The sequence below is a fragment of the Pseudomonas benzopyrenica genome, from assembly GCF_036884265.1.
Classification (GTDB): Bacteria; Pseudomonadota; Gammaproteobacteria; order Pseudomonadales; family Pseudomonadaceae; genus Chryseomonas; species Chryseomonas benzopyrenica.
The window spans coordinates 1,716,066-1,735,083 of the sequence record NZ_CP145723.1; the positions used below are offsets into that span (position 1 = coordinate 1,716,066).

A 19,018-nucleotide genomic window follows, 5' to 3' on the forward strand; every position below is an offset into this window, starting at 1 on the left:
GTGCAGGAGCCGCCCATGACCGTCGCCGCCCTTACCATGTACGTCGAGCCCGCCGAGGTGCGCGACGCCTATCGCCAGCTCGCCGAGGCCGTGGCGTTGCGCCTGGGGGCGACCCTCGAATCCGCACCCGAGGAACTGCCGGCGCTCTGGAGTCATCCGGAGCTGCTGCTGGCCCAGACCTGCGGCTATCCCTGGGCGACCCACCTGCGCGGTCAGGTGCGTCTGGTGGCGGCGCCGCGCTATCGCTTCGAGGGTTGCAATGAGGCCGAGCACTGCGCCTTCATCCTGGTGCCCGACGCCCTGGATGTGGCCAGCCTGGTCGATCTGCGCGGCAAGCGAGTGGCGCTCAATGGCCTGGATTCCAACAGCGGCATGAATCTCCTGCGCCTCGCCGTGGCGCCCCTGGCCGAGCGTGGCCGCTTCTTTGGTGAGGTGATCGTCAGCGAGAGCCACGCCAACAGCCTGGCGCTGTTGCAGCAAGGCCATGCCGATGTGGCCGCGGTGGATGCCGTGACCTATGGCTATCTGCAGCGCGCCCAACCCGAGCGGGTCGCCGGTCTGCGCCTCTTGCAACGCACCCGCCCGAGTCCGGCGCTGCCCTTCATCACCGCCGCCAGCCGGTCAGATGCAGAGGTTGAGGCTTTGCGTGGGGCGCTGAGTGACAGCCTGGCCGCCGATCCTGCGCTGGCCGAGCGCCTCGCCATCGAGGGCTTCACCGCAGTAGACGAGGCTACCTATCTGCCCCTGCTGGACTGGCGCCGCGAGGCGGTGGAGCAGGGCTATCCGGTGATTGCGTAAATTGGCTTGAGACGGCTCCATCGTCGAAGCCCAACATTGAGGAGTTCGGCCTAGGTCCTGTTGGGCTTCGCTGCGCTTAGCCCAACCTACGGGACCGCAGTGGCGGGTCGCGTCGTAGGTTGGGTTGAGACGGCTCCATCGTCGAAGCCCGACATTGAGGAGCTCGGCTTGAGTCCTGTTGGGCTTCGCTGCGCTTAGCCCAACCTAAGCTCGCTTACCCTCCTGCAATTGCCGAAACTCCACCAGGTCATGGCTGCAAAACAGCGTCAGCCCCAGATCCTGGCGCAGGGAAAGTTCGCGCAGGCGCGCCTGGTTGTCCAGGCGACTGGTGCGGTCGGCTTCCATCAGCCGCTGGTAGAACCTCAGGCCCGGTGTGCAGTGGCGTTCGGCCTGTCGCATCTCGTCGCGGTAGAAATAGGCGTCACCAGCGTGCAGCAGCCAGCCGCCCTCATGCTGGATGGCGATGCCGGCATGGCCCGGGGTGTGACCGGGCAGGGGGATCATCAGAATTTCCGGCGGCAGGCCTGGCAGGTCACGCACGCTGGCGAAGCCATTCCACTGCTCGCCTCGGGGTTCATGGAAATGCCAGTGGCGGATCCCTTCCCACTGCGCCGGGCTGTAGCGACGGCGGCCGATGAAGCCGTGGCGCTGGCGCTGGGCGTCCCATTCACGCTGGAGCACATGGACCTGGGCCTGGGGAAAGTCATCCAGGCCGCCGGCGTGATCGAAGTCCAGGTGGGTCAGCACGATATGGCGAACATCGCCCGGACGAAAACCCAGGCGGCGAATCTGCGCCAGGGCGCTGAGCTCGGGGTCGTACTGGATGCGATTCATCAGCCGGAAGAAGGGACTCAGCCGCCGGCCCCGCTCCCGCAGATCGGCTTCGCCAAAACCGGTATCCACCAGCACCAGACCGTCCCGGTCGGTTTCCACCAGCAGGCAATGACAGGCGAGGTGAGCGGCAAGGCCATGGCTGAAACCGTCGTACAGCGCCCCGCCCAGGGGGCACATGCAGCCGCAGTTGAGGTGATGGATACGCATGATCAGCTCCGCGTGGGTGTCCCCGGTAGAAGAGCCGAGCGCGGGCAAAGTTCGAGCGCAGCGGCCGTCCGCGCGGGTGTCGCAACGGGCCAGGAGCGGTCGCTGGTGCTGAAGTGGCGGCAATCAATCGACCGGAGCATGAGGCGGGATTCAGCACCCGCGCGCCTCACCGCGGCGGCGCCAGGGCCCTTGGCTGAACCCTGGGCCCGCGCCGCTGACCAAGGTAGGATCGCCAGCGGAACGGCTCTGCCGCCCTGGCCCTCCCAGTGCAGACGGAGCCACCCATGCCCATAGCCTTTCCCCGCCGTTCCCTCCTGGCCGCCGGCCTTTCCCTTGGCCTGCTCGCCGCCGGCACCGCCCAGGCCGACAGCTGGTGCGCCAGCCAGCCGGTGAAGTTCGCCGGGGTGAACTGGGAGAGTGGCATGCTGCTCACCGAGTTGATGGGTTTCGTTCTGCAGCACGGCTATGACTGCACCGTGGACAGCATTCCCGGCAACTCCATCACCCTGGAGCAGGCGCTGGGCAACAATGACATCCAGGTCTTCGCCGAGGAGTGGATCGGCCGTAGCGAGGCCTGGAACAAGGCCGCCGCGGCCGGCAAGGTGGTCGGCGTGGGCGCGCCCATCGAAGGCGCCACCGAAGGCTGGTATGTGCCGCGTTATCTGGTGGAAGGCGAGGGCGCCAAGGCCCCCGACTTGAAGAGCATCGCCGACCTGGGACAATATGCCGAGCTGTTCCGCGATCCGGAAGAGCCAGGCAAGGGCCGTTTCTACAACTGCCCGGCCGGTTGGACGTGCGAGTTGGAAAACACCCAGATGCTGCAGAGTTACGGCTTGAGCGACAAGTACACCAACTTTCGTCCCGGCACCGGACCGGCGCTGGATGCGGCCATCGTCTCGGCCACTCGGCGCAAGCAGCCGATCCTGACCTACTACTGGTCGCCGACGCCGCTGCTGGGGCGCGTGGACATGGTTCAACTCAAGCCGCGCGCCGGCGAAGAGAAGCGCATCCAGGTGCAGGCCGGTCTCTCCAAGCCTTTCCACGACGGTGCACCGGAACTGGTCGCCGTGTTGAGCCGCGTCAATGTGCCCATCGAGCTGCTCAACCGCACCCTGGCCGAACAGGCCGAAGCCAAGCAGGACGCCCCCACCGCCGCCAAGGCGCTACTCAAGGCCCATCCCGAACTGTGGCAGGCCTGGGTGACCGACGCGGCGGCGCGCAGCAAGATCCAGGCGGCGCTCTAGGATGTTTCCCGAGGGCCTGACCTTTTCCTTCGCCGACGCCGTCAATCGCGGTGTCGACTGGCTGGTGACCCGCTACGGCGACGTCTTCCGGACCATCTCCGACACCCTGCTGCAGGCCATCGTCTGGCTTGAAGGCCTGCTGCGCGGCACCCCCTGGTGGGCGCTGCTGCTGATCGTCGCGGCCCTGGCCGCCCATGCCACCCGCCGGGTGTTGCCGACCCTGCTGATCACCGGACTGCTGTTCCTGGTCGGCGCCCTGGGGCTGTGGGACAAGCTGATGCAGACCCTGGCCCTGGTGCTGGTGGCCACCGCCATCGCGGTGATCATCGGCATCCCCCTGGGCATCCTCTGCGCCCGCAGCGCTCGCCTGCGCCTCGTGCTGATGCCGCTGCTGGACATCATGCAGACCATGCCCAGCTTCGTGTACCTGATCCCGGTGCTGATGCTGTTCGGCCTGGGCAAGGTGCCGGCGATCTTCGCCACGGTGATCTACGCCGCGCCGCCCCTGATCCGCCTCACCGACCTGGGTATCCGCCAGGTCGATCGCGAGGTCATGGAGGCGGTCAACGCCTTTGGCGCCAATCGCTGGCAGCAGCTGTTCGGCGTGCAGTTGCCGCTGGCCTTGCCAAGCATCATGGCCGGCATCAACCAGACCACCATGATGGCGCTGTCCATGGTGGTGATCGCCTCCATGATCGGCGCTCGCGGCCTCGGTGAAGAGGTCCTGGTGGGCATCCAGACCCTGGACGTGGGCAAGGGCCTGCAGGCGGGTCTGGCCATCGTCATTCTCGCCGTGGTCATCGACCGCATCACCCAGGCCTATGGCCGCCAGCGCCACGAGGTGGAGCGATGAAGATCGTCGTCGAGCGGGTCTCCAAGATCTTCGGCAAGCGCGAGCAGGCAGCCCTGGCCTTGCTCCGTGAGGGGCACGACAAGGCCGACATCCTCGCCCGTACCGGTTGCGTGGTGGGGGTGGACGATCTCTCTCTGGAGATCGCCGAAGGCGAGATCTTCGTCATCATGGGGCTCTCGGGTTCCGGCAAGTCGACCCTGGTGCGCCACTTCAACCGGCTGATCGACCCGAGCAGCGGGCGCATCCTCATCGATGGTCAGGACATCCTGCAACTGCCCCTGCCAGCGTTGCGCGAGTTGCGGCGCCAGCGCATCAGCATGGTGTTCCAGAGCTTCGGTCTCTTGCCGCATCGGCGGGTGCTGGACAACGTTGCCTATGGCCTCAAGGTGCGCGGCGAGCCCAAGGCGGTCTGCCGGGAGCGGGCGCTGCACTGGCTGGAGGTGGTCGGCCTGGCCGGTTACGAGCGCAAGTGGCCGCACCAGCTGTCCGGCGGCATGCGCCAGCGGGTCGGCCTGGCCCGCGCCCTGGCGGCGGACACCGAGATCATTTTGATGGACGAGGCCTTTTCCGCCCTCGATCCGCTGATCCGCGCCGAGATGCAGGAGCAGCTGCTGGAATTGCAACAGCGCCTGCACAAGACCATCGTCTTCATCACCCATGACCTCGACGAGGCGCTGCGCCTGGGCAATCGCATCGCCATCCTGCGCGACGGTCGGCTGGTACAGGTGGGCACCCCAGCGGACATCCTCGGCCAGCCGGCCGACGACTACGTGGCACGCTTCGTCCAGCGACGTACTGCTGCGACAGTTTGAAACAATTGCAGCAGAGGTCTTCACGAGCATTTCACACCGCCAAGGCTCTGATGGTGAGACCTACGGCCTGACTCCGCGTCAGGCCTTTCTCTTCCCACTGGAACCGCACCGCAATGGACTATCTGCTACAACTCGCTGCCGATCCGACCGTCTGGGCTGCCCTGGCTACCCTGATCGTGATGGAGGTGGTGCTGGGTATCGACAACCTGATCTTCATCTCCATCCTCACCAATAAGCTGCCCGCCCATCAACAGCAGAAGGGCCGCCGCATCGGTATCAGCCTGGCGTTGATCCTGCGTCTGGGTCTGCTCGGTACCGTGGCCTGGATCGTCCAGCTCACCGAGCCGATCATCGAGGTCTTCGGCAAGAGCTTTTCCTGGAAGGACCTGATCCTCATCGCCGGTGGCCTGTTCCTGCTGTGGAAGGCGACCAAGGAAATTCACCACAACGTCGATCCCGAGCCCGACAGCGCCCTGACCAAGGGCGCTGAGACGGCGACCCTGGCATTCGGCTCGGCCATCGTGCAGATCCTCTTGCTGGATCTGGTGTTCTCGGTGGACAGCATCATCACTGCCGTGGGCATGACCGAGCACCTGCCGGTGATGGTGATCGCGGTGGTGGTGGCGGTGACCGTCATGTTGCTGGCGGCCGATCCCCTGGCCAAGTTCATCGACCGGAACCCCACCGTCGTGATGCTGGCGCTGGGCTTCCTGATCATGATCGGCATGACCCTGATCGCCGAGGGTTTCGGCGCCCATGTGCCCAAGGGCTATATCTATGCGGCCATGGCCTTCTCGGCGCTGATCGAGGGTCTGAACATGCTGTCGCGGCGGGCCAAGCGCCGCCAGCAGACGGCTGGTAAGTAAGGAAAAGACGTGCCGGAAGGCCTTGTTACATTCCGGCACGTCTATTGCTAACAATTAATTCAAGGACTAGGCACTATCGGTCTGGACCCTTGTCATAGCAGCGTCACACGTGAGGTTTACAACTGAAGTCATGAACATACAAGCCCAAGCTCAGAACGCCATGCATGCCCTCAGCGCCGCTTTCGCGCCGATGAGCTGCGTCATCGACGCCCCTAGCAAACGGGGTTTTTCCTTCATCGTCGTCAACGAACATGGCGTGGCCAAGCACACCCGCCGGATCTATCGTGACGAATACAGCAGCCCGAGCCGCCTGCAGGCCATCATCGACAGCACCCGCCTGGCCATCGCCGGCTGAGATTCAGCCGGCTTCCGCTTTACCCCTCCCGCTTTATCGTCTGCGCCCCACCCGAGCTACGGGTGTACCGGCGGCAGATACGCCAACGTTCCCCCCAACAGCCACAGCAGCACCAGCACCAGGGGTGCATGGACCAGCAGCTGCACGAAGGAAAAGCCGACCAGGTCGCGCGCCTTCAGCCCCAGCACGCCCAGCAGCGGCAGCATGTAGAAGGGATTGATCAGATTCGGCAGGGCCTCGGCGGCGTTGTAGATCTGCACGGCCCAGCCCAGGTGATACTGCAGGTCATTGGCCACCTGCATCACATAGGGCGCCTCGATGATCCACTTGCCCCCACCCGAGGGGATGAAGAACCCCAGCAGCGCCGAATAGACGCCCATCAGCAGGGCGAAGGTGTCGTGGGTGGCGATCTGGGTGAAGAACGCTGCAATATGGTGCGCCAGGGTCTGGCCGTCGGCGCCGTTGACCTTGGTCAGGATGGCGGCGATGGAGCCGTACAGCGGAAACTGGATCAACACCCCGGTGGTGGCCGGTACCGCGCGGGCCACGGCGTCGAGGAAGTGCCGGGGTCGCCAGTGCAGCAGGGCGCCCAGGGAGATGAACAGCAGATTGTAGGTGTTCAGCCCGGAGATGGCCTCGATGGCCGGCTTGCTGGCGAATTCCTGCACCAGCCAACCCGCGGCCAGCAGCACCAGCAACACGATCAGGATCGGGCTGTATTCCAGCCATTCACCCGGACGGGTCGGCCTGGCGGCCGGCTTGGGCGCCGGGGTGACATCGACGCCACAGGCGCGGGCATCGCGCGCGCTGTCCGGCCCCGGGGCGGTGACATAGGCGATCACCGCCGAGACCACCAGTAACACCATCAGCAGGACGCCGGATTGCCAGAGGAACAGCGTCTGGCTGAAGGGGATCACCCCGGTGATGGCCAGGATCGAGGGCGGCAGGCTGGCCGGATTGGCCTGCAGTTGCGCCGCCGAGGACGACAGCCCCAGCGCCCAGACCGCGCCCAGGCCCAGGTAGGCCGCAGCGCCAGCGGCGCGATAGTCCATCTTGAGTTCTTCTCGCCGCGCCAGGGCGCGCACCAGCAGGCCGCCGAACACCAGGCTCAGACCCCAGTTGAGCAAGGAGGCGAGCATGGCCACCAGGGCCACCCAGCACACCGCGCCGCGTCCGGTGCGCGGCACCCGCGCCAGGCGTTCGATCAGGCGCCCGGCCGGGCCGGAACTGGCGACCACATAGCCGCCGATGACCACGAAGGCCATCTGCATGGTGAAGGGGATCAGACTCCAGAAGCCATCGCCGAAGGCCTTGGCGGTGGTGGCCGCCGGTGCACCCATGCCCAGGGCGGCCAGGGCCACCACGGCCACGGCGAGCACCGCGAAGACCCAGGAATCGGGAAACCAGCGTTCGGCCCAGTTGGAACAGGCCAGGGCGAACCGCGCGCTGCGCGAGTCGCGGGAAGGGGTTGAGCTCATGGGAGGTCCTTTTGTTGTTGTTTTTTGTGGGAATGTAGTGCGGGACGGTGATGCATTGATCGCGGCCATGGGCCGCTCCTACGGTGGTGTCCGGACCTGTAGGAGCGGCCCATGGCCGCGATAGGCTTTAACGCCGCTCCACCGCCAGCGCCACGCCCTGACCACCACCGATGCACAGGGTCGCCAAGCCTCGTCGACCGTCACGGCGGCGCAATTCGTGGAGCAGGGTCACCAGCACCCGGCAACCGGAGGCGCCGATGGGATGGCCCAGGGCGATGGCGCCGCCGTTGACGTTGACCTTGTCGTCATCCCAACCCAGCTCCTGACCCACGGCCAGGGCCTGGGCGGCGAAGGCTTCGTTGGCTTCGATCAGGTCCAGGTTGGCCAGCCGCCAGCCGGCCTTTTCCAGGGTCTTGCGGGTGGCGGAGACCGGGCCAATGCCCATGATCGCCGGGTCCACCCCGGCGCTGGCATAGGCGGCGACATAGGCCAGCGGCGTGAGCCCCAGGGCGGTGGCCTTGGCGGCGCTCATCACCAGCACGGCAGCGGCGCCATCGTTGAGGCTGGAGGCGTTGCCCGCGGTGACGCTGCCGTCCTTGGTGAAGGCTGGACGCAGGCGCGCCAGCCCCTCGGCGGCGGTGTCGGCGCGGATGCCTTCGTCGGTGTCGAACAGCAGCGGTTCGCCCTTGCGCTGGGGGATGGCCACCGGGGTGATCTCCTCGCGGAACCGCCCGGACTCCACCGCTGCCGCGGCGCGCTGCTGGGAGCGTGCAGCGAAGGCATCCTGGGCCTCGCGGCTGATGCCGTATTTCTGCACCAGATTCTCCGCGGTCTGGCCCATGTGGTAGTCGTTGAAGGCATCCCACAGCCCATCGCTGATCATGGTGTCGACCAGCTCGGCATGGCCCAGGCGCAAGCCGGTGCGTACCTTGGGCAGCACATAGGGCGCCAGGCTCATGTTCTCCATGCCGCCGGCGACAACGATCTCGGCGTCGCCGCAGCGGATCGCCTGGACCGCCAGCTGCACCGCCTTGAGACCGGAGCCACAGACCTTGTTCAGGGTCAGGGCCGGCACCTCGTGGGGCAGGCCGGCCTTGACCGCCGCCTGGCGCGCCGGATTCTGGCCGGCGCCGGCGGTGAGCACCTGGCCGAGGATGACTTCATCCACCGCGGCAGGCGCCACGTTGGTCTGTTCCAGCAAGGCGCGGATGACGGTGGCGCCAAGCTCCACCGCGGGCACATTGGCCAGGGAGCCCTGGAAACTGCCGACCGCGGTGCGGGTGGCGGCGACGATGACGACGTCTTGCATGATCGGGATCTCCTTCAGGCCTGGATGGGGGCGCCGGTGGCGGCGCGCAGTTCATCGAGGCTGACGCCTTCGGCCAGTTCCACCAGTTTCAGGCCGCCTTCGGTCACCTCCAGCACGGCCAGGTCGGTGATGATCAGGTCGACCACGCCGACCCCGGTCAGCGGCAGGTCGCAGGCCGGCAGGATCTTGTGGGCGCCCTTGGCGGTATGCTCCATCAGCACCACCACGCGCTGCACGCCAGCCACCAGATCCATGGCGCCGCCCATGCCCTTGACCATCTTGCCGGGGATCATCCAGTTGGCCAGGTCGCCCTGGGCCGACACCTGCATGGCGCCAAGGATGGCCAGGTTGACGTGACCGCCGCGGATCATGCCGAAGCTGGTGGCGCTGTCGAAATAGCTGCTGCCGGGCAGGGCGGTAACGGTCTGCTTGCCGGCGTTGATCAGGTCCGGATCGACCGTCTCGGCGGTGGGGAAGGGGCCGATGCCCAGCAGGCCGTTTTCCGACTGCAGCCAGACGTCCATGCCGGCGGGGATGTAGTTGGCGACGAGGGTCGGCAAGCCGATGCCAAGATTGACGTAGAAGCCGTCCTGCAGCTCCCGGGCGGCGCGTTGCGCCATCTGTTCACGGGTCCAGGCCATCTTACTTCTCCTCGCTCAGGGTGCGTTTCTCGATGCGTTTCTCAGGGCTTGCGTTGACCACCAGGCGCTGCACGAAGATGCCGGGCAGGTGGATCTGGTCGGGGTCCAGCTCACCGACTTCCACCAGCTCCTCCACCTCGGCCACGCAGACGCGACCGGCCATGGCGCACAGCGGATTGAAGTTGCGCGCGGTCTTGTTGAACACCAGGTTGCCGGCCTTGTCGGCGCGCAGCGCCTTGACCAGGGCCACGTCGGCGGTCAGCGCCAGTTCCATGACATGGGGCTGGCCATTGAAGTCGCGCACCTCCTTGCCCTCGGCCACCAGGGTGCCGTAACCGGTACGGGTATAGAACGCCGGGATGCCGGCGCCACCGGCGCGCAGCTTCTCGGCCAGGGTGCCCTGGGGGGTGAATTCCAGTTCCAGCTCGCCAGCCAGGTACTGGCGCTCGAATTCTTTGTTCTCGCCCACGTAGGAGGAAATCATCTTGCGGATCTGCCGGGTCTCCAGCAGTTGGCCGAGGCCGAAGCCATCCACCCCGGCGTTGTTGCTGATGGCGGTCAGCTCGCGGGCGCCGGTGTCGCGCAGGGCGGCGATCAGCGCCTCGGGAATGCCGCAGAGGCCGAAGCCACCCACGGCCAGGGTGATGCCGTCGCTGACCAGCCCGTCGAGGGCGGCCGCGGCGTTGGGGTAGAGCTTGTTCATGGCAGAGATCCTCTTGTCGTTATTGGGCGGTCCAGCCGCCGTCCATGGTCCAGGCGGCGCCGCGCACCTGGGCAGCGGCGTCGCTGCACAGGAACAGCGCCAGCTCGCCCAGCTGGTCGGTGGTGACGAATTCCTGCGACGGCTGCTTCTCGCTGAGCAGGTCGCGACGCGCCTGGTCCGGGTCGCTGCCACGGCTGTCCAACTGCTGCTGGATCAGCGGGGTGAGCACGAAACCCGGGCAGAGCGCGTTGCAGGTGATGCCGGTGCGAGCGGTCTCCAGGGCCGTGACCTTGGTCAGGCCCACCACACCATGCTTGGCGGCCACGTAGGCCGCCTTGCCGGTGGAAGCCACCAGGCCGTGCACCGAGGAGATGTTGACGATCCGTCCCCAGTCGCGTTCGCGCATGCTCGGCAGCGCCAGGCGAGTGGTGTGGAAGACGGCCGAGAGATTGAGGGCGATCACCGCGTCCCAGCGCTCCACCGGAAAGTCTTCCAGCGGCGCCACATGCTGGATGCCGGCGTTGTTGACCAGGATGTCCACGCCGCCGAAGTCGCGTTTGGCGTAGGCGAAGAGGTCTTCGATCTCCTCCGGCCTGGACAGGTCGGCGCCATGGAAGCCCGAGCGATCGGGCAGGCTGGCCTGGGCCGCAGCGGGATCGCCGAAGCCGTTGAGGATGAGGGTGGCGCCAGCGGCGGCCAGGCGCTGGGCGATGCCCAGGCCGATGCCGCTGGTGGAGCCGGTGACCAGGGCGGTCTTGCCGGTAAGGTCCATGGTTGTCTCCTTAGACGAGGCCGGTCAGGTAGTAGAGGGCGATGACGAAGAACACCGCCACGGTCTTGATCAGGGTGATCTTGAACACGCCGCCATAGGCTTCGCGGTGGGTCAGGCCGGTCACCGCCAGCAGGGTGATCACCGCGCCGTTGTGCGGCAGGGTGTCCATGCCACCACTGGCCATGGAGGCCACCCGGTGCAGCACCTCCAGCGGGATGCCCGCGGCATTGGCGGCGGCGATGAAGGTGTCGCTCATGGCGGCCAGGGCGATGCTCATGCCACCGGAGGCCGAGCCGGTGATGCCGGCCAGCAGGGTCACGCTCACCGCCTCGTTGATCAGCGGATCGGGGATGGCCTTGAGGCCCTGGGCGAAGAGCACGAAGCCGGGCAGGGCGGCGATCACCGCGCCGAAGCCGTATTCGGACGCCGTGTTCATCCCGGCTAGCAGGGCGCCGGAGACGGCGGTCTTGCTGCCCTCGGCCAACCGCCCGCGGATGGCGCCGAAGCCGGTGGCCAGCACCAGCAGGATGCCCGCCAGCAGCGCGCCTTCCACCGCCCAGATGCCGGTCAGCTTGGCCACCTCCTGGGTCACCGGCTTGGCCATGCCGGGGAGGGCCAGGTTATGGGTGGCGCCATACCAGTCGGGAATCCAGCGGGTCAGCAGCAGGTTGAGCACGCCTACCAGCACCAGCGGCGCCAGAGCCAGCCAGGGATTGGGCAGCGGCAGGTCGGCGGCGGTCTCGGGTTCGTTGCGCAGCGGCACGCTGGCATAGCCCTCGCCACTGTTGCGGGCCTTGCGGCGAGCGCTACCGAGGTAGGTGAGGCCCACCGCGATGACGAACAGCGACCCGGCCAGGCCCAACCAGGGCGCGGCCCAGGCGGTGGTCTGGAAGAAGCTGGTGGGGATGATGTTCTGGATCTGCGGCGTGCCGGGCAGGGCATCCATGGTGAAGGAGAAGGCGCCCAGGGCGATGGTCGCCGGGATCAGCCGCTTGGGGATGTCGCTCTGGCGAAACATCTCGGCGGCGAAGGGATAGACGGCGAAGACCACCACGAACAGCGAGACGCCGCCATAGGTCAGCAGGGCGCAGACCGCGACGATCACTGGGATGGCCCGTTCGCGACCGAGCAGGCGGATGGCGGCGGCGACGATGGCGCGGGAAAAGCCCGACAGCTCGATCAGCTTGCCGAACAGGGCGCCGAGCATGAACACCGGGAAGTAGAGTTTGAGAAAGCCCACCATCTTGTCCATGAACACCCCAGTGAAGGCGGGCGCCACGGCGGACGGATCGGTGAGCAGCACGGCGCCAAGGGCGGCGAGAGGGGCGAAGAGGATGACACTGAAACCCCGGTAGGCGGCGAACATCAGCAGCGCCAGGGCAGCGAGTGCGATCAGGACACTCATGGCTTCTCCTAGAGCTTCGCCTGAGGCGAAGCGGTTCTTGTTGTTATAGGGCGATGTAGGGATCGCCTGAACGCAGGAGCCAGAACCGTGCCAGTTTTATAAGTTATTGTTTTGTATGAAGTTTTATTTCGATCTTCGCCAGCTAGCGGTAAATTGTCTCAAAAGTTGGACCCTGTAGGTTGGGTTGAGCGAAGCGAAGCCCAACATCGCCCCGAGGCCAGCAATGTTGGGCTTCGACGATAGAGCCGTCTCAACCCAACCTACGGGTGGACCCTGTAGGAGCGGCCCATGGCCGCGATGGATCGTCAATCGCGGCCATGGGCCGCTCCTACAGGCTGTCTCTTTATGTAGATATATCTCAATTTTGAGACGTCAGCCCCAAGGCCACTAGTTTCTTGTACAGCGTAGACCGCCCCAGACCCAGACGGCGGGCGGCTTCATCCACCTTGCCGCCGCAGGCGGCCAGGGTGTCCTGCAACAGCTCGCGGTCGAAGCGCTGGCGGGCTTCGGCATAGGTTTCGCCGCTCGGGCCAGGGAGGGATTGACCTGCTGTGGCAGGTGCGGGGGCCCCATCCAGCGCCGCGGCCAGTGCCCTGGCGTCCAGCTGGCTGTCGTCACCCAAGAGCACCGCGCGTTCCAGCACGTTGCGCAACTCGCGCACGTTGCCGGGCCAGGGTTGGCGCTGCAGCAGCGCCAGGCCATCGGCGGTGAGTTCAGGGGTGGGCTGTCCGCCAACCTGCGGCAGGCTGTCGAGGATGGCCTCGGCCAGTACCGCCAGGTCGTCCAGGCGCTCACGCAGCGGCGGGATGCGGATCGGCAGCACATTGAGTCGGTAATAGAGATCGGCGCGAAAGCGTCCCTCGGCCACGGCCGCTTCCAGGTCACGCGAGGTCGCGGCGATCATCCGCACGTCGCAGGCCAGCACCTCGTTGGAGCCCAGGGGTTCGTATTCCTTTTCCTGCAGCACGCGCAGCAACTTGGCCTGCAAGGCCAAGGGCATGTCGCCGATCTCATCGAGAAACAGGGTGCCGCCCTGGGCGATCTGCAACTTGCCTGGACGTGCCCGGCGCTCGGCACCGGTGAAGGCACCCGGCGCGGTGCCGAAGAATTCCGCTTCCAGCAGGCTTTCCGGAATGGCCGCGGCATTGATGCTGACGAAGGGTCGCCCGGCCCGCGGCGAGGCGCCATGGATGGCGTGGGCCAGCAGCTCCTTACCGGTGCCGGTCTCGCCCAACAGCAGCACCGCGGCCGCACTGGCGGCAGCGCGGCGGGCGCGGCGCTTGACCTCCAGGCTGGCCGGTCCGCTGCCGACGAAATGGCCGAAGCCGTACTTGGCGGTACGCGCGTGCTGCAGCGAACGCCGGGTGGTGGCCAGCTCTTCCTGGATGCGCAGGTAGCGGGTCACCAGGGGCGCCAGCTGCTGCAACTGATCGAACAGGGCGAAGCCGATGGCGCCGATCAGTTCGCCGTCATCGGTATGGATGGGCAGCCGCATCACCACCAGGGGGCCGCTGCGGGTCTCCAGCATGTCCAGCAGGATCGGCTGACCGTTGCGCGCCACCTCCCGCAGCAGGCTGTGGGGAATGATCTGCTCCACCGGCTGGCCGATGGCGGCGGCGGCATCCGGCAGGCCGAAGTGCTGGGCGTATCTCTGGTTGATCCAGACGATGCGCGCGTCGCGGTCGACGATCACCGTGCCATTGCTGGTCTGCTCGATGATCTCGAACAGCGAGCGGATCGCCCGCTGGCGAATGCCGGCATAGTCTTCCAGCCCCGGCAGACCGGGTGGGGTGCGGCTCATGGCTTCAGCGCATGGCGCAACTGGTGCAGGCGCCGCTGGACGATGCGTTCGCGCCGCGCCGCGTCCCAGTCATAGAACCCCGCGCCACTGCGCACGCCGGTGCGGCCGGCGGCCACCTGGTCTTCCAGCAGCTGCAGCGGCGCCTCGTCCCGCGCCAGGGTTGGCCAGAGGTGGCTGGCGATGTCGCGAAAGGTGTCCAGCCCGCCCATGTCCGCCGCCTCCAGGGGGCCGACCATGGCATAGCGCCGACCCAGGGAAGCGCGCATCACCCGATCCACCGTCTCGGCATCCGCCGCGCCGCTCTGCACGATGTGCAGGGCCTCGCGCAACAGGGCGAATTGCAGGCGATTGCCGACGAAGCCGGGAATGGCCCGCTGCAACACCACGGCCTCCAGGTCGGCGGCTTCCAGCAGTTGGCGCACGGACTCCAGGTGCGTGGGCAGGGTGTCCGTGCCGGGCACCAGCTCCACCAGGGGAATGAAGTGTGGCGGATTCCAGAAGTGGGCGATCAGCAGGCGCTCGGGATGACGCAGGTGCGCGGCCAGCTCGTCCGGGGGCAGGCCACTGGTGTTGCTGGCGATCAGGGCGTCCGGGCGCAGCACGGCTTCGAGCTGGGCATAGAGACGATGCTTGAGTTCCAGGCGCTCGGGCACGGCTTCGAACAGCAGGTCGCAGTCGGCGAGATCGGCAAGCTCGGTCGTGGTCGTGAGGCGGGCGGCGACCGCCTCGGTGTCCACGGCGATGTCGGCTTCTTCCAGCTCGGCGAGCAGGGTACGCACGGTGGCGGCCACCTCGGCGAGACGGGCGGGGTCGACATCCTGCAGGCGCACGGCATGGCCGTGGCGGGCGAGATGCACGGCGATGCCGATGCCCATGAGACCGGAACCCAGGACGGCGAGGCGTGGCGTGGTCATGATCTTTTCCTTGTGAGACGGCCGCGGCAACCGTCTCACACTTGACCGCCCCCGGCCAAGGCACGGGGGCGCTCCCTTGCACCAAAGGTGGGCTCCAGCTGCGGACCTGCGGCTACGCCACGGCTCTGCCACGCCGCTCGACGATGCCTGGCACGGGCACTGCTAAGGACAGGCACGCCCATCCCGAGGAGATCGCCATGAGCAACGCTGGCAACGACTACCCCCTGAGCGAAGTCCCGCCCGAGGCCCGCAAGGGCTTGGCCTCCCTGGCCATGGTGCTGCTGGGCTTCACCTTCTTTACCGCCACCATGTTCGCCGGCGGCAAGCTGGGGGTGGCCTTCGGCTTCGCCGACCTGCTGCTGGTGATCGCCCTCGGCAATCTGCTGCTGGGTCTCTATGCCGCGGCCCTCGGCCATATCGCCTGTCGCAGCGGCCTCAACTCGGTGCTCATGGGGCGCTTCGCCTTCGGCGAGCGCGGCAGCAAGCTGTGCGACCTCATCCTCGGCTTCACCCAGATCGGCTGGTACGCCTGGGGTACGGCCACCGCCGCCGTGGTGCTGGGCAAGTACTTCGGCCTGGAGCAGGGCGCGGTGCTGGCGCTGATGGCGGTATTCGGCCTGGGCTTCTGCGCCACTGCCTACATCGGCTATCGCGGCCTGGAGATCCTTTCCTGGATCGCCGTGCCGGCCATGGCGCTGCTGCTGATCCTGTCCATGAGCGTGACCACCGCCAAGGCCGGCGGCCTGGCCGGCCTGCTGGCGATCCAACCCAGCAGCAGCCTGGACCTGTCCACCGCCATCACCCTGGTATTCGGCACCTTCGTCAGCGGTGCCACCCAGGCCACCAACTGGACGCGCTTCGCCCGCTCCACGCGAGTGGCGGTGCTGGCCAGCCTGATCGGCTTCTTCATCGGCAACGGTCTGATGGTGCTGATCGGCGCCTATGGCGCCATCGTCTACCAGCAGCCCGACGTGGTGGAGGTGCTGATGCTGCAGGGCTTCGCCACCGCCGCCCTGGCCATGCTGCTGCTCAACATCTGGAGCACCCAGGACAACACCATCTACAACTTCGCCGTGGCCGGTTGCAACCTGGTGCGTACCGACCGCCGCAAGACCGTGACCCTGGCCGGCGCCCTGATCGGCACAGCCCTGGCGGTGCTGGGCATGTACGACCTGCTGGTGCCCTATCTGGTCCTGCTCGGTACGGTGATCCCGCCCATCGGCGGGGTGATCGTCGCCGACTTCTGGCTGCGCCATCGCGGGCGCTATCCCTTGCTCGCCGAGGCCCGTCTGCCGCACTACAACTGGCCGGGCCTGGCCGCCTATGGGCTGGGCACCATCGCCGCCTTCGGCTCACCCTGGGTCGCACCGCTGGTGGGTATCGGGGTGGCGGCACTGGCCTATGGCGTGTTCAATGGACTGACTCGGGGGCGTACTACTGCTCCTGCCTCGCTCTAGGGAGATCTACCATGCGCATCCTCAACGCCCGCTTGCGTGACCGTGAAGGCCTGTACGACATCCGCCTCGAAGGCGGGCGCATCGCTGCCATCGCCGAGCAGTTGATGCCCCCCGCGGTGGGGCCGGACGACATCGACGCCGCCGGCAACCTGGTAGTGCCGCCCTTCGTCGAGCCGCACATCCACCTCGATGCCACCCTGACCGCCGGCGAGCCGCGCTGGAACATGAGCGGCACCCTGTTCGAAGGCATCGAGTGCTGGGGCGAGCGCAAGGCCACCATCACCCAGGAAGACACCAAGACCCGCGCCAAGCGCACCATCCGCGCCTTGGCCGCCCACGGCATCCAGCACGTGCGCACCCATGTCGACGTCACCGATCCGTCCCTGGCCGCGCTCAAGGCCATGCTGGAGGTGCGCGAGGAAACCCGGCACCTGATCGATCTGCAGATCGTCGCCTTTCCCCAGGAGGGCATCGAATCCTTCAAGAACGGCCGCGAGCTGATGGAGGAGTCGATCCGCCTGGGCGCCGATGTGGTCGGCGGCATCCCGCACTTCGAGTACACCCGCAACCAGGGGGTGAGCTCGGTGAAATTCCTCATGGACCTGGCCGAGCGCAGCGGCTGCCTGGTGGACGTCCATTGCGACGAGACCGACGATCCTCACTCGCGCTTCCTGGAGGTGCTGGCCGAAGAGGCGCGCAGCCGCGGCATGGGTTCGCGGGTCACCGCCAGCCATACCACCGCCATGGGCTCCTACGACAACGCCTACTGCGCCAAGCTGTTTCGCCTGCTGACCCACGCCGGCATCAACTTCATCTCCTGCCCGACCGAGAGCATTCACCTGCAGGGTCGCTTCGACAGCTTTCCCAAGCGCCGCGGCGTGACCCGGGTCAATGAGTTGCTGGAGGCCGGCCTCAACGTCTGCTTCGCCCAGGATTCCATCGTCGATCCCTGGTATCCGCTGGGCAACGGCAACATCCTGCGCGTGCTGGAAGCAGGGCTGCACATCTGCCATATGCTCGGCTATCGCAACCTGCAGTCGGCGCTGGATCTGGTCACGGTGAACAGTGCCAAGGCGCTGTGCCTGGGCGACCGTTATGGCCTGGAGGAGGGGCGCCCCGCCAATCTGCTGGTGCTGTCCGCCGAGAGCGACTACGAGATGGTCCGCAGCCAGGGCCTGCCGCTGTATTCCATCCGCCACGGCAAGGTGCTGATGCAACGCCGCCCGGCGCAGGTGGAGTTGGCGGATCTGTAATGGACTCTGGCTGGGGACTGTGCGATGAATAGGCTGGTGCCGGTTGATCGCGATTCTTCAGTACTGACAAAGACCTGCCGCTCGCTCGAATAACCCCCTCTCCTCTGGGAGGGCTGGGGTGAGGGCAAGCCCCATGCCGAAGCTCCAGCGGATAAGGCTGCGCCGTTTCCACGCGCCGGCTGACACGGATCGCGGCCATGGGCCGCTCCTACGGGGAAGCCAGGGTGTCGGAGCGGACCGCCAACATCACACGCCCGAAGCATCGCCTGTTGGGCTTCGCTGCGCTCAACCCAACCTACGGCGGTTCAGCTATCGTGACCATGCCGCGATCACCGTAGGTTGGGCTGAGACGGCTCTACCGTCGAAGCCCAACATTACGCGCCTGATGCATCGTCCGTTGGGCTTCGCTGCGCTCAACCCAACCTACGGCGGTTCAGCTATCGTGACCATGCCGCGATCACCGTAGGTTGGGCTGAGATGGCTCTACCGTCGAAGCCCAACATCACGCGCTTGAAGCATCGTCCGTTGGGCTTCGCTGCGCTCAGCCCAACCTACGGCGGTTCAGCTATCGGCCATGCCATGGCCCCGATCACCGTAGGTTGGGCTGAGACGGCTCTACCGTCGAAGCCCAACATCACGCGCTTGAAGCATCGTCCGTTGGGCTTCGCTGCGCTCAGCCCAACCTACGGCGGTTCAGCTATCGACCATGCCATGGCCCCGATCACCGTAGGTTGGGTTGAGACGGCTCTACCGTCGAAGCCCAACAAATCCGGCGCCGGGGCAACAGCTGTTGGGCTTCGCTGCGCTTAACTAAACCTACGAAAGCCTATCGCCCGCTTTCGGCGAAATCCCGCAGCGCGGCGCCATCCAGGCGATAGCGTACCCATTCGCTCTGGGCCTGGGCGCCCAGGCTTTCGTAGAAGTCGATGGCGGGGGTGTTCCAGTCCAGCACGCTCCATTCCAGGCGACCGCAATCGTTGGCCACCGCCTCGCGGGCCAGCTCGCGCAGCAGGCCCTTGCCCAGGCCGGTGCCGCGGGCGCTGGGGCTCACATAGAGGTCTTCCAGGTAGATGCCGTTGCGGCCCAACCAGGTGGAATAGCTGTAGAAATACACGGCATAGCCCACCACCACACCTTCCTGCTCGGCGACCAGGGCGCGGGTCGGGGTGTCGGCGGCGAACAGCGTGGCCTCGATCTGGGCCGGGCTGGCCAGGACCTCGTGGATGGCCTTTTCGTAGTCGGCCAACTCGACGATCAATGCATGGATGCGGGCGGCGTCGGTGCGGCGGGCGGGGCGGATCTGGGTGGTCATGGGT

Annotated in this window: 18 protein-coding genes; 8 read left to right on the top strand and 10 right to left on the bottom strand. The window is 66.7% G+C overall.

The genetic code is table 11. The features are described 5' to 3' along the window. Positions 1 to 15 precede the first annotated feature (15 nt). Entirely contained in the window at positions 16 to 798 is a 783-nt protein-coding gene (locus V6W80_RS07925) for a phosphate/phosphite/phosphonate ABC transporter substrate-binding protein (protein ID WP_338546501.1), read from the top strand. Between the two features lie 204 nt (positions 799 to 1,002). Here the strand turns inward: V6W80_RS07925 and V6W80_RS07930 are convergent, their stop codons facing one another. Next, positions 1,003 to 1,839, bottom strand: a complete 837-nt coding sequence (locus V6W80_RS07930; RefSeq protein ID WP_173146826.1) for an MBL fold metallo-hydrolase — start codon at positions 1,837 to 1,839, stop codon at positions 1,003 to 1,005. A 284-nt stretch (positions 1,840 to 2,123) separates the two neighbouring features. Here V6W80_RS07930 and V6W80_RS07935 point away from each other — a divergent pair, with 284 nt between their 5' ends. The 5 genes from V6W80_RS07935 to V6W80_RS07955 all read left to right on the top strand — a co-directional run bounded on the left by V6W80_RS07935 (position 2,124) and on the right by V6W80_RS07955 (position 5,969). Beyond that, positions 2,124 to 3,083, top strand: a complete 960-nt coding sequence (locus V6W80_RS07935) for an ABC transporter substrate-binding protein (RefSeq protein WP_160922979.1) — start codon at positions 2,124 to 2,126, stop codon at positions 3,081 to 3,083. 1 nt (position 3,084) lies between these two features. Beyond that, positions 3,085 to 3,936: an ABC transporter permease gene (locus V6W80_RS07940; protein WP_017641843.1), complete on the top strand. Its 852-nt coding sequence runs from the start codon at positions 3,085 to 3,087 to the stop codon at positions 3,934 to 3,936. Beyond that, on the top strand, positions 3,933 to 4,748 hold the full coding sequence (locus V6W80_RS07945) for a quaternary amine ABC transporter ATP-binding protein (RefSeq protein WP_133859485.1): 816 nt from the start codon (positions 3,933 to 3,935) through the stop codon (positions 4,746 to 4,748). Before V6W80_RS07940 ends, V6W80_RS07945 begins: the two co-directional genes overlap by 4 nt. A 113-nt stretch (positions 4,749 to 4,861) precedes the next feature. Further along, positions 4,862 to 5,614: a TerC family protein gene (locus V6W80_RS07950; protein ID WP_017641841.1), complete on the top strand. Its 753-nt coding sequence runs from the start codon at positions 4,862 to 4,864 to the stop codon at positions 5,612 to 5,614. Positions 5,615 to 5,744: 130 nt separating this feature from the next. After that, positions 5,745 to 5,969 (top strand): hypothetical protein, encoded by a 225-nt coding sequence (locus V6W80_RS07955; RefSeq protein WP_017641840.1) that lies wholly within the window; start codon positions 5,745 to 5,747, stop codon positions 5,967 to 5,969. A gap of 56 nt (positions 5,970 to 6,025) precedes the next feature. On the opposite strand, the gene V6W80_RS07960 is transcribed toward V6W80_RS07955, so the two are convergent. The 8 genes from V6W80_RS07960 to V6W80_RS07995 all read right to left on the bottom strand — a co-directional run bounded on the left by V6W80_RS07960 (position 6,026) and on the right by V6W80_RS07995 (position 14,992). Continuing rightward, positions 6,026 to 7,447 (bottom strand): short-chain fatty acid transporter, encoded by a 1,422-nt coding sequence (locus tag V6W80_RS07960; protein WP_338546505.1) that lies wholly within the window; start codon positions 7,445 to 7,447, stop codon positions 6,026 to 6,028. 127 nt (positions 7,448 to 7,574) lie between these two features. Further along, positions 7,575 to 8,756, bottom strand: a complete 1,182-nt coding sequence (locus V6W80_RS07965; protein ID WP_338546507.1) for an acetyl-CoA C-acetyltransferase — start codon at positions 8,754 to 8,756, stop codon at positions 7,575 to 7,577. 14 nt (positions 8,757 to 8,770) lie between these two features. Next, positions 8,771 to 9,397, bottom strand: coding sequence for a CoA transferase subunit B (locus V6W80_RS07970; RefSeq protein WP_338546508.1), 627 nt, complete (start codon positions 9,395 to 9,397; stop codon positions 8,771 to 8,773). A 1-nt stretch (position 9,398) separates the two neighbouring features. Then, positions 9,399 to 10,100, bottom strand: a complete 702-nt coding sequence (locus V6W80_RS07975) for a CoA transferase subunit A (RefSeq protein WP_017641836.1) — start codon at positions 10,098 to 10,100, stop codon at positions 9,399 to 9,401. A gap of 19 nt (positions 10,101 to 10,119) precedes the next feature. Continuing rightward, the gene (locus tag V6W80_RS07980; RefSeq protein WP_338546509.1) at positions 10,120 to 10,872 is read right to left on the bottom strand and encodes a 3-hydroxybutyrate dehydrogenase; all 753 of its coding nucleotides are present in this window, start codon (positions 10,870 to 10,872) and stop codon (positions 10,120 to 10,122) included. Between the two features lie 10 nt (positions 10,873 to 10,882). Next, entirely contained in the window at positions 10,883 to 12,277 is a 1,395-nt protein-coding gene (locus tag V6W80_RS07985) for a GntP family permease (protein ID WP_160922984.1), read from the bottom strand. 358 nt (positions 12,278 to 12,635) lie between these two features. Beyond that, the gene (locus V6W80_RS07990) at positions 12,636 to 14,078 is read right to left on the bottom strand and encodes a sigma-54 interaction domain-containing protein (protein WP_338546510.1); all 1,443 of its coding nucleotides are present in this window, start codon (positions 14,076 to 14,078) and stop codon (positions 12,636 to 12,638) included. Then, positions 14,075 to 14,992: a 3-hydroxyacyl-CoA dehydrogenase family protein gene (locus V6W80_RS07995; protein ID WP_338546511.1), complete on the bottom strand. Its 918-nt coding sequence runs from the start codon at positions 14,990 to 14,992 to the stop codon at positions 14,075 to 14,077. Before V6W80_RS07995 ends, V6W80_RS07990 begins: the two co-directional genes overlap by 4 nt. A gap of 197 nt (positions 14,993 to 15,189) precedes the next feature. Here V6W80_RS07995 and codB point away from each other — a divergent pair, with 197 nt between their 5' ends. Both codB and codA read left to right on the top strand, forming a co-directional pair. Beyond that, the gene (codB, locus tag V6W80_RS08000) at positions 15,190 to 16,449 is read left to right on the top strand and encodes a cytosine permease (protein ID WP_064308009.1); all 1,260 of its coding nucleotides are present in this window, start codon (positions 15,190 to 15,192) and stop codon (positions 16,447 to 16,449) included. Between the two features lie 11 nt (positions 16,450 to 16,460). After that, positions 16,461 to 17,702 (top strand): cytosine deaminase, encoded by a 1,242-nt coding sequence (codA, locus tag V6W80_RS08005; protein WP_338546512.1) that lies wholly within the window; start codon positions 16,461 to 16,463, stop codon positions 17,700 to 17,702. Positions 17,703 to 18,528: 826 nt separating this feature from the next. On the opposite strand, the gene V6W80_RS08010 is transcribed toward codA, so the two are convergent. Further along, a complete protein-coding gene (locus tag V6W80_RS08010; protein ID WP_017641829.1) occupies positions 18,529 to 19,014 on the bottom strand; it encodes a GNAT family N-acetyltransferase in 486 nt (161 codons plus the stop codon). Positions 19,015 to 19,018: the final 4 nt, after the last annotated feature.

What these genes read in the sequence shown, in the direction of transcription:
- V6W80_RS07925 (WP_338546501.1), top strand. Translation starts at nt 16, where the DNA reads ATGACCGTCGCCGCCCTTACCATGTACGTCGAGCCCGCCGAGGTGCGC.
- V6W80_RS07930 (WP_173146826.1), bottom strand. Translation starts at nt 1,839, where the DNA reads ATGCGTATCCATCACCTCAACTGCGGCTGCATGTGCCCCCTGGGCGGG.
- V6W80_RS07935 (WP_160922979.1), top strand. Translation starts at nt 2,124, where the DNA reads ATGCCCATAGCCTTTCCCCGCCGTTCCCTCCTGGCCGCCGGCCTTTCC.
- V6W80_RS07940 (WP_017641843.1), top strand. Translation starts at nt 3,085, where the DNA reads ATGTTTCCCGAGGGCCTGACCTTTTCCTTCGCCGACGCCGTCAATCGC.
- V6W80_RS07945 (WP_133859485.1), top strand. Translation starts at nt 3,933, where the DNA reads ATGAAGATCGTCGTCGAGCGGGTCTCCAAGATCTTCGGCAAGCGCGAG.
- V6W80_RS07950 (WP_017641841.1), top strand. Translation starts at nt 4,862, where the DNA reads ATGGACTATCTGCTACAACTCGCTGCCGATCCGACCGTCTGGGCTGCC.
- V6W80_RS07955 (WP_017641840.1), top strand. Translation starts at nt 5,745, where the DNA reads ATGAACATACAAGCCCAAGCTCAGAACGCCATGCATGCCCTCAGCGCC.
- V6W80_RS07960 (WP_338546505.1), bottom strand. Translation starts at nt 7,447, where the DNA reads ATGAGCTCAACCCCTTCCCGCGACTCGCGCAGCGCGCGGTTCGCCCTG.
- V6W80_RS07965 (WP_338546507.1), bottom strand. Translation starts at nt 8,756, where the DNA reads ATGCAAGACGTCGTCATCGTCGCCGCCACCCGCACCGCGGTCGGCAGT.
- V6W80_RS07970 (WP_338546508.1), bottom strand. Translation starts at nt 9,397, where the DNA reads ATGGCCTGGACCCGTGAACAGATGGCGCAACGCGCCGCCCGGGAGCTG.
- V6W80_RS07975 (WP_017641836.1), bottom strand. Translation starts at nt 10,100, where the DNA reads ATGAACAAGCTCTACCCCAACGCCGCGGCCGCCCTCGACGGGCTGGTC.
- V6W80_RS07980 (WP_338546509.1), bottom strand. Translation starts at nt 10,872, where the DNA reads ATGGACCTTACCGGCAAGACCGCCCTGGTCACCGGCTCCACCAGCGGC.
- V6W80_RS07985 (WP_160922984.1), bottom strand. Translation starts at nt 12,277, where the DNA reads ATGAGTGTCCTGATCGCACTCGCTGCCCTGGCGCTGCTGATGTTCGCC.
- V6W80_RS07990 (WP_338546510.1), bottom strand. Translation starts at nt 14,078, where the DNA reads ATGAGCCGCACCCCACCCGGTCTGCCGGGGCTGGAAGACTATGCCGGC.
- V6W80_RS07995 (WP_338546511.1), bottom strand. Translation starts at nt 14,992, where the DNA reads ATGACCACGCCACGCCTCGCCGTCCTGGGTTCCGGTCTCATGGGCATC.
- codB (WP_064308009.1), top strand. Translation starts at nt 15,190, where the DNA reads ATGAGCAACGCTGGCAACGACTACCCCCTGAGCGAAGTCCCGCCCGAG.
- codA (WP_338546512.1), top strand. Translation starts at nt 16,461, where the DNA reads ATGCGCATCCTCAACGCCCGCTTGCGTGACCGTGAAGGCCTGTACGAC.
- V6W80_RS08010 (WP_017641829.1), bottom strand. Translation starts at nt 19,014, where the DNA reads ATGACCACCCAGATCCGCCCCGCCCGCCGCACCGACGCCGCCCGCATC.